The following is a 14187-nucleotide window of genomic DNA, read 5'->3' as shown; positions in this document are numbered from 1 at the left end:
GGAATATAAATGTCAACTTTAAATCAACTGGCTAAGGATGTTTTACTAAATTATGGTATGGAAGTAGATGAGTTTAAAATAATTCAAAATAGTGGACTTAAAACTATCTGGAAGTTTGATTACAATGGAAAAACAATATGTCTTAAAAGACTTAGACACAGCAAGGAGAGAGCTTTATTTTCGGTGAATGCACAAGTCTATATCCGAAATAAAGGGGGACATGTTCCGAGTATATATTTAAATAATGATGAAGAGCCTTTAACAGAATATAATGAGCAGTTATTCGTAGTATACGAATGGATAGAGTCAAAGGATTTGAACTTTGGTAAAGCAGAGGATTTTAAAATAGCGATGGAGGCTCTTGCTAAGTTCCATATAGATTCTATAGGTTATATACCTCCTGAAGAAGCTAAAGTATCATCAAAAATAGGAAAATGGAAAGATCAGTATGAGTCTATGAAAAAGAGAATGCTAAAGTGGAAGGACGAGGCATCTAATAATTTAAATAATAAATCTCATAAAGCGTATTTTGATAATATAGACTCTATAATAGAACTTGCTGATATTAGTATAGGTATGCTTGAAAAATCAGCTTATTTTAAAATCTGTAATAATGATCTTCATGAATTTACTTTATGTCATCAGGATTATGGTGTTGGAAATGTTATTTATTCAGAGGGTGGTCCATATGTTATAGATCTTGATGGTGTAACATATGATTTGGTTATAAGAGATCTTAGAAAAATAATAGGTAAGAAGATGCAAAAGGGAGGGGGATGGAAAGAAAATGTAATAAAGACAACTTTATCTTACTATGAACAGTACAATAAGCTATCTCCCGAGATGTTAGAAATATTAAAGATAGATTTATTATATCCACATTGGTTCTTTGGCGATGTTAAGAACTTGTATAAGAAGAATAAGAGTGTTAGTGCTAATAAGATAGAGTCAATAGCAAAATTGGAGCTTAGTAAGGTGAGTTTATTAAAAGATTTGTTCTAGGAAAGGAGGTATATATGAAAATTGCATTTATATGTACGGAAAAGCTACCAGTACCACCTATACTCAGTGGAGCTATTCAAATATATATAACTAATTTACTTCCTATTTTATCAAAGTATCATGATATAACCGTATTTAGCTTGAGTAATAGCAAGCTACCAGATAGAGAGGAAAATGGCAATATAACTCATATAAGAGTTTCTGGAAGAACAAAAGCTGAGTATGTAAACAATATAAAAGAAAATCTTACAGATGAATTTGATCTTGTTCATGTGTTTAATAGACCTAAGTGGGTTCGTGTGCTTAGTCGTAGTCTGCCTAATACACCTTTTAGCTTGAGTCTTCATAATGAAATGTTCTTGCCTAAAAAAATAGATGCTAAAAGAGCTGTAGAATGCATAGATAGAGTTGAGTTTATATGTACTGTAAGTGAATTTATAGCTAATGGAGTGGAAAATTTATATCCAAATGCTAAAGGAAAGATGAATGCGGTTTATTCTGCTGTTGACTTAGACCGTATAAAACCATTTTGGAGTGAAGATGTTTTACAAGATAGAATTGATATGAGAAAAAAATATGATGTAAAGGATAATGCAAAAGTTATTATATATGTTGGAAGACTGTCTAAGAAAAAAGGTCCTGATGTTTTAATAAAGGCTATGAAGATTGTCCTACAGGATTATCCAGATACTAAACTTATATTTGTTGGTAGCAAATGGTATGGAAACAATGCTACTGATGATTATGTAAAAAACCTTCAGGCTGCTGCCCAAGAGCTTGGGGATAGTATAGCATTTACAGGATTTTTAACTCCTGATGAAATACCTAAGTACTATAATATGGGTGATTTATTCGTTTGTACATCTCAATGGCAAGAACCTCTTGCTAGAGTGCATTATGAAGCCATGGCAAGTGCTCTTCCTATGATAACAACAAACAGGGGCGGAAATGCAGAGGTAATAAATCAAGGAGTAAATGGATTTGCAATTGATGATTACACAAACCCAGATGAGTTTAGTAAGTATATAAAATATTTGATAGAAAATGAAGAAAAATCTATTGAAATGGGTAAGGCTGGAAGAGAATTTGTTGAAGAGTATCATAACTGGAATGTAATTGCTAATAGGTTGTTAAGACTATTTGATAGTGTTGAAAAGAAATATTATAAATAATTGAATATATGTTCTTAATCGTAAAATACAGGGTATTAAAATACCGCAAATATGGTAAATATTTTAACAAAACTAAGTATTCCATCTTAGTGAATATACTAAAAGTTCTAAACTCCCTAACGGTCAGACAACGAACTTTCTTAACGTATATTCAAACGATGAAATACAAGTTTTATAAAAAATATTTAAATTATTTGCTAACATTTTAATACCCTGTATTTTGTAAGTGTAGTTCTGAATATTTATATAGATTTATAATAATTAATCTTCTCAATAATTCCCTCCAAAAATGTTATGATAAAGTCATAATATTTTCATTATAAGTATGTATACAAAGGGAGTAAAACAATTAATTATATATTTTTGTGAAGTATATAACGGAATTTAATATATAATATTATGAAAGTATTTGATGATGGGAGTAAAAGGGGGAATAATATATATGAATAAAATTCTATGGGGATTTGTAGTGGAATGTCTAGTTATTATTATCTATTTAATAACTAGAAGTGAAAAGTTTTTTATTTACGCAACCTCAATTATAGGCTTTGGAAGTTTAGGAATTGGAGCAATTGTATCAGGGCTAATAAGTGATAATATCTATCGTAGAACAGAATTTGAAAGTAGCGATGAGAGACATGAAAGACTGGATAGAACAGGAAATCTGATTTTGTTTGGAATCCCAAGTATTGTTATTTTGATTTTTTATTATACTGTTATTAAATAAATGATAGTTTTATTTTATTATCAATGTTACTGAAAGAGTTGAAAATCATATGATTTATTAGACTATCAAAAATGAAGCTTATTAAAATGTTATCTATCTAGGTTTACCATGAATTTAAATGATTATTTTCTATAAAAAATCTTTTCTTTTATGGGGAAGAGCAATTTTATACTAATAAGAAGTAATATAAAAAAACTATCTATAAAAATATCGCTACATTTACGGTATTTTTATAGATAGTTTTGATAACCCACAGACCAAAAAAAAGAACCCAGATTTCGTTTTTATGAAATCTAGGTAGCTAGGTCTTAAAAAACTTAATTTGTATATCCTTTACCTATTGAGTAATACTTTATATTTCTTTTCTTAGCTTCATCTAAACTCAACATATTTCTTCCGTCTATTATAAAGGCTTCCTTCATATTATCCTTCACAAAGTCTAAATCAATATCTTTGAATTCTTCCCAATCTGTACAAATAATAATACATTCTGATCCTAATATAGATTCATTCATATTATTAAAATAGTTTATATTTGGATATATTTCTTTTATCTCATCTGATACCATAGGATCGTATGCATTTATTTTTACACCTTTTTTTAATAGTTCTTCTATTATATATAAAGATGGAGCTTCTCTTATATCGTCTGTTCCACTTTTGAATGTAAGGCCTAAAAGTGTTATTGTCTTATCTTTTATATCATGGTATTCTTCAAGTAATATATCAACTGGAATAAGTCTTTGCTTGTTGTTTACACTAACTGCACTTTTTACTATTTCAAATGGGCAGTTGTATTTTTCCCCGATTGAAATAAGTCCTACAGTATCCTTTGGAAAACAAGATCCACCATATCCTATTCCTGGTTTTAAGAATTCAGGTGATATTCTTTTATCAAGTCCTAGGGCCATAGATACTGTATCTATATCAGCGCCTACTTTATTACACAAATTAGCAACTTCATTTATAAATGATATTTTAGTGGATAAAAATGCATTTGAAGCGTATTTTATAAGCTCAGCAGTTTCTGGAGATGTGAATATAGTCTGTATATTGAATGGTTTATATAATAAATTCATTATATTTCTAGACTTTTGAGATTCATGTCCTATTACTATCTTATCTCCATAAAAGAAATCGTATAGAGCTTTTCCTTCTCTTAAAAATTCGGGATTAGATACTACATCAAATTTGTCACAAGATACTCCATTTTTAATTAATAAATCTTTTACATATTTTTGACTGCCAACGGGAACAGTGCTTTTGTTTACTATTATTTTATATCTATCTATATACTTAGATATTTCTTTTATACATTCATATACTTGATTCATATCCACTTCTCCGTTGTCAAGGGATGGAGTTCCAACAGCTATGAATACAATATCAGATTTTTTTATGCTATCTTCCAAATTATTTGTAAAGCTTATAGTTTCTTTTTCTAAACACTCAATTAATAAATCATTTAAACCTTCTTCGTATATAGTTGGAATACCTTTATTTAGACTGTCGACTTTTTCTATATTTTTTTCAACACAGATTACGTTATTTCCCATTTTAGCAAATGATACAGACGTTATAAGCCCTACGTAACCAGCACCTATTACACAAATGTTCATTCAGATCACCTTCTTGGTCAGAATTTATTTTTTGACTATTACTATAATAGTATATGGAAAATTATAGTTGATGTGATAAATTAGACGTTTTATAGACGATAAATTCATATAATTTAAGTTAAAGATATTTAGATTAAAGTGTAAAAAATTATAAGGGGGAGTTTTTTATGATATCTAATATTGATATTTCTAATGGGATGACGATAAAACTTGATGATGTATTTTATGACATGCCTGAATTTGTGCCAAATATAAGAAGAGCACCAAAGAGAGAATTTACTTTAAATAAAGCAGAAACTAAGCTTGCTTTAAAAAATGCGCTTCGTTATATACCGGAGAATTTACATGAAAAATTAGCTCCTGAATTTTTAGATGAGCTTTTAACTATGGGAAGAATATATGGATATAGATTTAGACCGAGCGGAAACATAAAGGCTAAATCAATAGAGGAATATAAGGGAAAGTGTATTGAAGGTAAAGCCTTTCAGGTGATGATAGATAATAATTTAGATTTTGATATAGCGCTATATCCTTATGAACTTGTTACTTATGGAGAAACAGGACAAGTTTGCCAAAATTGGATGCAATATAGACTTATAATGAAGTATCTTGAAGAACTTACAGTTGATCAAACTCTTGTTATTCAATCTGGCCATCCTGTGGGCCTTTTTAGATCAAATCCTAAAGCTCCAAGAGTTATAATTACCAATGCTCTTATGATTGGAATGTTTGATGATCAGCAAAATTGGCACAGAGCCATGGCACTTGGTGTTGCTAACTATGGACAAATGACAGCCGGAGGATGGATGTATATTGGACCACAAGGTATAGTTCATGGTACATATTCTACTTTATTAAATGCTGGAAGATTAATATTAGGACTTGATGAAAAGAGTGACTTAAGAGGAAAACTATTCGTAACATCAGGTCTTGGTGGAATGAGTGGAGCACAAGGTAAGGCTGTTGAGATTGCCAATGGAGTAGGGATTATAGCTGAGGTTGATTATTCAAGAATTCAAACTAGACATGAACAAGGTTGGGTAAGCGAGGTTGCGAAAACAGCTAAAGAGGCCTTTGATGTAGCTAAAAAATATATGGATAAAAAAGAAAAGTGTGCAATCGCTTATCATGGAAATATAGTAGATCTTTTAGAATATGCAGTTGACAATAATGTGAAAATAGATTTACTTTCAGACCAAACATCATGCCATGCAGTATATGATGGAGGATATTGTCCTCAAGGTCTTACATTCGAAGAAAGAACTGAGCTTTTAGGTAAGGATAAAGCTAAATTTGTAGAACTTGTAGATTCAACTTTAAAGCATCATTTTGAACTTATTAAAAAGCTACATGAAAATGGAACATACTTCTTTGATTATGGAAACAGCTTTATGAAGGCAGTATATGATGCAGGAGCTGTTGAAATATCTAAAAATGGAGTAGATGAAAAAGATGGATTTATATTCCCTTCATACGTAGAAGATATATTAGGACCTCAATTATTCGACTTTGGATATGGACCATTTAGATGGGTTTGCTTAAGTGGTAAAGAAGAAGATTTATTAAAAACTGATAAAGCTGCTATGGATTGTATAGATCCAGATAGAAGATATCAAGATAGAGACAACTATATATGGATTAAGGATGCACATGATAATAAATTAGTAGTTGGAACACAAGCAAGAATATTATATCAAGATGCTATGGGAAGAACTAGAATAGCTCTTAAATTCAATGAAATGGTTAGAAATGGTGAGATAGGACCTGTAATGTTAGGTAGAGATCACCATGACGTATCAGGAACAGATTCTCCATTTAGAGAGACTTCTAATATAAAAGATGGAAGTAATATAATGGCTGATATGGCAACTCACTGCTTTGCTGGAAATGCTGCAAGAGGTATGAGCCTTATAGCACTACATAATGGTGGTGGAGTAGGTATTGGTAAATCTATAAATGGTGGATTTGGAATGGTACTTGATGGAAGTAAGAGAGTAGATGATATATTAAATGCGGCTATGCCATGGGATGTTATGGGTGGAGTTGCAAGAAGATCATGGGCAAGAAACCAAAATTCTATAACTACAAGTATTGAATACAACCAAAACAATAAGGGTACAGATCATATAACACTTCCTTATATAGCTAGTGATGAACTTGTAAGAAGTTTAGTTGATAATAAATTTGAATAACAGGAGGAAAAATTATGGCTAAAATAGTTCAATGCGTTCCAAACTTCAGTGAAGGTAGAGATTTAGATAAGATAGAAAAAATAGTAGATCCTCTTAGAGGGAAAAAAGGTGTTAAGCTTTTAAATTATGAAGCTGATAAAGATTACAATAGAGTAGTTGTTACTGTAATTGGAGAGCCAGAGGCTGTAAAAAATGCAGTTGTAGAAGCCATAGGTGTAGCAGCTCAAGTAATAGATATGACTAAGCATGAAGGACAACATTCTAGAATGGGAGCAACTGATGTAGTGCCATTTATTCCTATCAAGGAAATGAGCATGGATGAGGCAGTTGAACTTGCAAACTCTTGTGCAAAAGATGTTTGGGAAAAGCATAAAGTACCAGTATTTTTATATGAAAAAGCAGCTACAAAACCAGATAGAGAAAATCTTGCAACAGTTAGAAAGGGTCAATTTGAAGGAATGAGTGAAAAATTACAAGATCCTAATTGGCATCCAGATTTTGGTGAAAATAAGATACATCCAACTGCTGGAATTACTGCTGTTGGAGCTAGAATGCCGCTTATAGCATACAATATAAATCTTGATACTACAAACATAGAAATAGCTAATAAGATAGCAAGATGTATAAGACATTCAAATGGAGGATTTAGATTCTGCAAGGCTGGCCCTGTTGAAATACCAGAAAGACAAATGGTTCAAGTTACTATGAATCTAACAGATTACACTAAGACTAGTATGTATAGAGTATTTGAAACAGTTAGAATGGAAGCTAAAAGATACGGTGTAAATGTTATGGGTAGTGAAGTTGTAGGTTTAGTTCCTATGGAGGCTATAGCAGACACTGCAGCTTATTATCTAGGGCTTGAGAACTTTGGTATGGATAAGATATTAGAAACTGGACTTATGGAGTAGGTGATAAAATGATAGCAGATTTAATAATAAAAAATATAGGGCACTTGGCAACAATGAGAGGTGTTAATAAACCTAGAATAAAAGAAGAAATGAACAATATTGAGATACTTGAAAATGCATATGTAGCTATAAAGGATGGAAAAATATCGTATATAGGACAAGGACATATAATAGAAGGATTAATAGGAGATAACACTGAGATACATGATGCAAAGGGACTTACTGTAACACCAGGACTTATAGATCCTCATACTCATTTGGTTCATGGAGGATCTCGTGAGAATGAATTTAGCTTAAAGATAAGTGGTGTTCCGTATATAGATATATTAAAACAGGGTGGAGGAATACTTAGCACTGTTAAATCTACTAAAGAAGCTTCATTAGATCAGCTTTACAGCAAAGCTAAAAAGAGTCTTGATATAATGCTTGGATACGGTGTAACTACTGTTGAATCAAAGAGTGGATATGGGCTTGAGCTTGATACAGAAAAGAAACAGCTTGAAGTGAACAAAAAATTAAATGAAAGTCATCCTGTAGATATAGTATCTACATTTTTAGGAGCTCATGCGGTACCTAAAGAGTACAAGGAAAATCCAGATGAATTTGTAGATATAATAATAGACATGCTTCCAAAGGTAAAAGATTTAGCTAAGTTTTGTGATGTGTTCTGTGAAGAGGGAGTTTTCTCAGTAGAACAAACTAGAAAAATATTAAATAAAGCTAAAGAATATGGATATAAGGTTAAGCTTCACGCAGATGAGATAGTATCAATAGGAGGAGCAGAACTTGCGGCTGAAATAGGGGCAATATCGGCAGATCATCTAATGGCAGCTAGCGAAGAAGGCATGAACCTTATGGCCAAGAATGGCGTTATTGCAAATATTCTTCCTGGAACATCATTTAGCCTTATGAAAAATTATGCAGAGGCTAGAAAAATGATAGAACATGGAGTACCTATTGCCTTATCAACTGATTACAATCCGGGAAGTTGTCCAACTGAAAACATACAGTTTATAATGCAATTAGGATCGTTAGCACTTAAAATGACTCCAAATGAAGTATTAACTGCTGTAACTATAAATGCAGCTTATTCAGTTGATAAAGCGGATGAAATTGGATCTATAGAGGTAGGAAAAAAGGCAGACCTAGTTATATTCGATGCTCCTAATGTAGATTATATAATGTACCATTTTGGAATCAACCATACACATAGTGTATATAAAGAAGGAAAATTAGTTGTAGATAATAAGAGGGTTGTGTATTAATAGAAGGGGGTTATAGAGTGAAGCTTATAGATATGAAGGTTATAGATTTTTCTAATGAAGTAGATTCTAAGTCTCCAGCTCCTGGTGGAGGATCTGTTGCAGCTCTTGCTTCTAATATAGGAATAAGCCTTGGTAGAATGATGGGAAACTTAAGCTTTGGAAAGAAAAAATTTGAAGCTTTAGATGAAGATATAAAAAAAGAGTTTAAAGAAAAGTTCGAAAAGCTAGGCTCAATAAGAGATAATCTTTTAGAACTTGTAGATAAGGATACAGAGTCTTTTAATGAAGTTATGAAGGCATTTAAGCTTCCAAAAGAAACTGATGAACAAAAGAGTATAAGAAAAAAAGCTATACAAGATGCTACTATAGGGTCTATAGATGTTCCTTTTGAAACAGCTAAAAACTCACTAGATGCACTTGAGCTTATGGAGTATTTTGTTGATTATGGAAATCAAAATGCTATAACTGATTTAGGTGTTGGAAATCTTCTTTTATACACTGGACTTGAAGGTGCAATACTGAATGTTAAGGTAAATTTATGTGGACTTAACGATGGTGAATTTGTACAAAAGAAAAGATCTGAGTGTGAAGATATGATATTAAAAGGTTCTAAAATAAAGGACTGCGTACTAAAAAGAGTACATGAAAAGTTAGTTTAAAAAGTTATGTGATTATATAAACAAACAAAGAGCCCATATGGGCTCTTTATTTGTTTAACTGCTTGGATATTTTATCTAATTTTTCTTGTTGTTTTTTATTTAATAAAGGCTTTAATTTTTTCAATATTTTATCCTTGTTATCTATTTTTTGTGAAATCTTCTTTAACTCTTCCATAAGTTCATCTTCGCTTTTTCCTTCATAGTCCTTTTTAACCTTTTCCTTCATTTTCTTTAGTTTTTCCTTATCGACATTGGCATCTTTAAGTTTTTTTTCATCTATTTTCATATTCAATCCCCCCTTTATAAATAATATATGCAAACTTAGTAAAAATAAGTAACAAATTTTGACTAATATACATAGTATATAAAGTGAAGAGTACTATTTATTAGTATAGGAGGGGAATTATATTGAATAATAAGATGATTATAGCTTTGGCCGTGCTTGCGCTTAACGGAGACAAACTTTTAGATAGTGAAAAAGATATTTTTGAGAACTTTAGAGGAACAGAATTAAATGAAAAAGGTTTAGAAAGAGGAATAGAAATGCTAATGAGAAGCAAAAAATATATGAAACCAGACGAAAAGGTCATAGTGAACAAGGCGGAGAGTATGTTAGATTTAATAAGAGGTATAAAAAAATTAAGCAACATAAATGAAAGTGTAGAAATAGATGAGAGTGATTTTTTCAGAAGTATGGATATTAAAGATAGAAGAAATATGATGGTAAAAGAAATTATAGAAGTTTTTCCAGAAGATAAAAGAAATAGTATAACAAAAATCATGGATATGAAAAAAAAGATGGAATTGTTCAAAGAGCTTATACAGTCTGAAGCCATGGGAGATATGAAAAATATGAATTTCCTACAAAATCTGATAAGTTCAGATGAGGAGTAAACAAAAATTATAAAAAACATCAAAATTTGGAATACAAAAATACTTTTAAAAATGTGCAGATTGGTATATAATAATACCAAGAACAAAATATTGTTTGAAAAGTTCTGGGGCGTACGTGATAGCCTAGTAAATTCAACCTACATGAAGTATACGGGAGTTCGTGTTTATCTGAGGATAACAAGCCTTGTTAGAAGAGGAAGTTAGAGCCAGATGACAGAATACCCACCTGGGTGAAGCTCGGGTGTGAATTTAATAGGCATACGGCGCAATGGATTAAAGAGGCTCATTTATGAGCCTCTTTTTAGTTTACAATTTTTTATCTCTAAAGAATATTTTCAATTTGCCAGTCTATAGGTTCTTTTCCTATTGAAGTTAGAAATTCATTAGTTTTAGAAAAAGGTTTGCTTCCGAAAAAACCTCTATGAGCAGATAATGGACTTGGATGAACAGATTTTATTATAAAGTGTTTTGGATTTTTTATTATTTTGAGTTTTGATTGAGCATTTTTTCCCCAAAGTATGAAAATAATAGGATCTTCTCTATTATTTAATAAACTAATTATCTTATCAGTAAAATGTTCCCATCCTATATTCTTATGAGAGTTTGCTTGTCTAGCTTTAACTGTAAGCACTGTATTAAGAAGCATAACTCCTTGGTCTGCCCATTTTTTTAAATAACCGTTATTAGGAATGTAACAGCCTAAATCACTATTAAGCTCCTTGTATATATTTTTAAGTGAAGGTGGAATAGCTACATTTGGCTTTACAGAAAAGCTCAGACCGTGTGCTTGATCAGGGCCATGATATGGATCTTGACCTAGTATAACTACTTTTACATCTTTATACTGAGTATAGTGTAAGGCATTAAATATATCGTTCGCATCTGGATATATAGTTTCTGTTTTATATTCATTTTCTAAAAAACTTCTAAGCTTTAAATAATAATCTTGTTCAAACTCATCTTTTAATAGATCTTGCCAATCGTTTTTCAATATTTGCATATAAATCACCTCAATAAATTATAACATAACAATATCCATATTATTCTTCAGATTTCGTAACTTATGTATGTAAAATCACATAAATTAAATTATAGATAGTTAAACATAACTAAAGGGTTAAAGAGGTGTTTTTATGAAGAATATCTTAGTAACTGGATACAATGGTTTTATAGGTAAGAATTTATTAGAAGCCCTTAATAGGATGAAGGGCTTAAATATACTCAAATATGGAAAAGATGATACTAAAGATAAGTTAAAAGAATATATTGAAAAAGCTGACTTTATATATCATATAGCGGGGATTAATGCACCTAAAAATATATCGGAATTTCAAGTAGGGAATGTAGATTTAACCAAAAGTATAGTTGAAACTCTTAAAAAGCTAAATAAAAATACACCTATACTTATAATATCATCAGTTCAAGCTAAATTAGATAATCCATTTGGTATAAGTAAGAAAAAAGCAGAAGATATTATTATTGAATACAGAGAAAAAACAGGAGCAAACGTGTATATATATAGGCTTGGAAATGTATTTGGTAAATGGAGTAAACCTAACTACAATTCACCAGTTGCAACATATTGCAATAATATAAGCAAAGATTTACAAATAACTATGCCTGATAAAAATAGAGAACTTGAACTTGTATATATAGAGGATCTAATAGATAAGTTTTTATCTCATATATATGAATCAAGTGATGATATTTACTATAATGTTAATCCGACTTATAAGATAACTATAAAAGAACTTGTAGATAGTATATACAAAATAAGAAAGAATGTAGAGTCGTTGATTATGCCAAATATAGAAAGTGATCTTATGAAAAAGCTTTATGCTACTTATATAAGCTTTCTAGATCCTAAATATTTTTCATACGAATTAAAAGAACATAAGGGTAAAGAAGGTAAAAGTTGCAAGTTTATAAAATCAAAGCAGTTTGGCCAAATATCATTATCGACTATTAATCAAAGGTGTATAAGAGGGAATCACTATCATAATACTAAGGCTGAAAAAATATGTGTTGTAAAGGGAAGAGCATTGATAAAATTAAAAAATATAGATACAGACGAAGTGGTAGAGTATTATTTATCTGGTCAACAATTTGAGGTAGTAGACATACCTGTAGGGTACATTCACAGTATAGAAAATTTATTATATGATGAGTTAATACTGCTTATTTGGGATAGTCAAATATATGATGATAAAAAACCAGATACTTATTATTGTGAGGTATAAAAATGAGCGAAGAAGGTGGTTTTAATGCCACCTTCTTTGTGTTTTATAGAGTGTAATTAGATGAAGTGTAAATATTATAACTCCAGATAAAGTGAATCCATATATAAATCCATATATGTTTATAGAACTAACAGGTAGTAAGAAGTATATGCAAAGTAGTTGAACTGATAATCCGATTATATTATTGATTGTGGCATTGTATTCTTTTTCAATAGAATGTAGTATTCCTGATAGAGTGTGATTTAGTACCATAAAGAAAGTGCTTATAGAAATCGCTTTTAAGTATATTCCAGCAAGTTCGCTATTGAATACTAACATACATATTTTTTCACCAAAGAAAAAATATATTAGACTTGAAGAAAATCCTATGCATGAAGTTAAGAATATAGCAAAAAATATTTTTTTATTTATTATGCTGTAGTTTTTATGTGGCATTTCTTGAGAAATACTTGGAATCAAGTTTACAACCAATGCCGATGTTAAAGTAAACGGTAAAAATAAAAACGGAAATACCATACCGGTAATAGTACCATAAAGTGATAGAGATTGCATATGAGATAGACCACTTAGTTCTAGTCTGCTAGGTATTAATATAGAACTAATAGATTGAATCGCTACTGTAAAAACTCTATTAAATGTTATAGGAACAGCCATTTTAGTTATTTTGTTAATGCTATTTTTAAAGTCACTGAGTGTTATAGAGTAACTATTGGATAAAGTAGGCTCAAAAAACAAGTTTATAATTATAAATAATATATTTACTATTTCTCCAACTGATATACCGATCAATGCTATTATAGGATATATAGATTTATTTTTTATAAATGAAAATAGTATAACTACAAATAGTATTCTTCCTAGTTGTTCCAATATTTGACCTATTGCTGGAATTTGAACTTTTTTTATACCGTAATAATAGTTTCTTAGTATATTTGATACTGTAATTAATGATATTGCTGGTATTATACAGATTATCAACATTTGAGAATCTGCAGAATGTAATAATTTAAATCCGATAAATTTTGAATTAAAAAATACTATCAATGTTATTAATATAGAGATAAAAAAAGATATATACAGTGTAGAAATAAAAAGTGAATTCATATTGTGGTTATTATTCATTTTCTTTTCTTTTGAAATAAGACTATTTAGTGCAACTGGTATACCTGTTGTTGTTAAGCATACACAAAGCATTAAAAAATGAAAAATCATATGAAAAATACCCAAACCATTTGCACCTATTTGTTTTGATAAAAAGATTTTATATAAAAAGCCTATTATTCTAACGATAAAGTTTGATATAAAAAGTATAGTTGTTGAATATATGAGATTCGGAACTTTCAATTTATCACCTCCTCTTCAAATATATTCTTGATATTAAAGTTTTATAACCATTTTATTTTAGAATAGATCAGTTTTATTTGATATTAGTTGCTACATAGTGAATAGAATCTAATTGAAAATTAGATATTAGGATAAAAATGAAAGTACTATTTTAGAATAATT

The 14187-nt window shown here is 30.1% G+C and carries 13 protein-coding genes and 1 other RNA gene; 10 read left to right on the top strand and 4 right to left on the bottom strand.

Features of this window, described 5'->3' with window-relative positions:
- Positions 1-9: 9 nt before the first annotated feature.
- The 3 genes from M2214_RS12090 to M2214_RS12080 all read left to right on the top strand — a co-directional run bounded on the left by M2214_RS12090 (position 10) and on the right by M2214_RS12080 (position 2901).
- Entirely contained in the window at positions 10-1002 is a 993-nt protein-coding gene (locus tag M2214_RS12090; RefSeq protein WP_248478589.1) for a CotS family spore coat protein, read from the top strand.
- Between the two features lie 14 nt (positions 1003-1016).
- Positions 1017-2174: a glycosyltransferase family 4 protein gene (locus tag M2214_RS12085; RefSeq protein ID WP_248478585.1), complete on the top strand. Its 1158-nt coding sequence runs from the start codon at positions 1017-1019 to the stop codon at positions 2172-2174.
- A gap of 442 nt (positions 2175-2616) precedes the next feature.
- Positions 2617-2901 carry a DUF5316 family protein gene (locus M2214_RS12080; protein WP_248478583.1) on the top strand — a complete coding sequence of 95 codons (285 nt, stop codon included), beginning with the start codon at positions 2617-2619 and terminating at the stop codon, positions 2899-2901.
- Positions 2902-3218: 317 nt separating this feature from the next.
- On the opposite strand, the gene M2214_RS12075 is transcribed toward M2214_RS12080, so the two are convergent.
- On the bottom strand, positions 3219-4520 hold the full coding sequence (locus M2214_RS12075; protein ID WP_248478580.1) for a UDP-glucose dehydrogenase family protein: 1302 nt from the start codon (positions 4518-4520) through the stop codon (positions 3219-3221).
- 167 nt (positions 4521-4687) lie between these two features.
- Between M2214_RS12075 and M2214_RS12070 the strand changes: the two genes are divergently transcribed.
- The 4 genes from M2214_RS12070 to M2214_RS12055 are packed head-to-tail and all read left to right on the top strand — an operon-like array spanning position 4688 to position 9547.
- Entirely contained in the window at positions 4688-6712 is a 2025-nt protein-coding gene (locus tag M2214_RS12070; RefSeq protein ID WP_248478578.1) for a urocanate hydratase, read from the top strand.
- A 14-nt stretch (positions 6713-6726) separates the two neighbouring features.
- The gene (gene ftcD, locus M2214_RS12065) at positions 6727-7623 is read left to right on the top strand and encodes a glutamate formimidoyltransferase (RefSeq protein ID WP_248478576.1); all 897 of its coding nucleotides are present in this window, start codon (positions 6727-6729) and stop codon (positions 7621-7623) included.
- An 8-nt stretch (positions 7624-7631) separates the two neighbouring features.
- Positions 7632-8888, top strand: coding sequence for an imidazolonepropionase (gene hutI / locus M2214_RS12060; protein ID WP_248478542.1), 1257 nt, complete (start codon positions 7632-7634; stop codon positions 8886-8888).
- Between the two features lie 17 nt (positions 8889-8905).
- The gene (locus tag M2214_RS12055) at positions 8906-9547 is read left to right on the top strand and encodes a cyclodeaminase/cyclohydrolase family protein (protein ID WP_248478540.1); all 642 of its coding nucleotides are present in this window, start codon (positions 8906-8908) and stop codon (positions 9545-9547) included.
- A gap of 46 nt (positions 9548-9593) precedes the next feature.
- Here M2214_RS12055 and M2214_RS12050 read toward each other — a convergent pair whose 3' ends face one another.
- Positions 9594-9833, bottom strand: a complete 240-nt coding sequence (locus M2214_RS12050) for a hypothetical protein (protein WP_248478532.1) — start codon at positions 9831-9833, stop codon at positions 9594-9596.
- A gap of 122 nt (positions 9834-9955) precedes the next feature.
- Between M2214_RS12050 and M2214_RS12045 the strand changes: the two genes are divergently transcribed.
- Positions 9956-10441, top strand: a complete 486-nt coding sequence (locus M2214_RS12045; RefSeq protein ID WP_248478523.1) for a hypothetical protein — start codon at positions 9956-9958, stop codon at positions 10439-10441.
- A gap of 98 nt (positions 10442-10539) precedes the next feature.
- Positions 10540-10720: non-coding RNA, 6S RNA (gene ssrS / locus M2214_RS12040), on the top strand.
- Between the two features lie 43 nt (positions 10721-10763).
- Here the strand turns inward: ssrS and M2214_RS12035 are convergent.
- Positions 10764-11441, bottom strand: a complete 678-nt coding sequence (locus M2214_RS12035; protein ID WP_248478513.1) for a uracil-DNA glycosylase — start codon at positions 11439-11441, stop codon at positions 10764-10766.
- Between the two features lie 133 nt (positions 11442-11574).
- Between M2214_RS12035 and M2214_RS12030 the strand changes: the two genes are divergently transcribed.
- The gene (locus M2214_RS12030; protein ID WP_248478504.1) at positions 11575-12681 is read left to right on the top strand and encodes a polysaccharide biosynthesis C-terminal domain-containing protein; all 1107 of its coding nucleotides are present in this window, start codon (positions 11575-11577) and stop codon (positions 12679-12681) included.
- Between the two features lie 21 nt (positions 12682-12702).
- On the opposite strand, the gene M2214_RS12025 is transcribed toward M2214_RS12030, so the two are convergent.
- Positions 12703-14025, bottom strand: coding sequence for an oligosaccharide flippase family protein (locus tag M2214_RS12025; RefSeq protein WP_248478502.1), 1323 nt, complete (start codon positions 14023-14025; stop codon positions 12703-12705).
- Between the last annotated feature and the right edge of the window lie 162 nt (positions 14026-14187).

The sequence above is a fragment of the Tepidibacter aestuarii genome, assembly GCF_934924865.1.
In the GTDB taxonomy this organism is placed as follows: domain Bacteria; phylum Bacillota; class Clostridia; order Peptostreptococcales; family Peptostreptococcaceae; genus Tepidibacter_A; species Tepidibacter_A aestuarii.
Note: the sequence above shows the minus strand (reverse complement) of the source record. Positions and strands in the feature narration are given on the sequence as shown.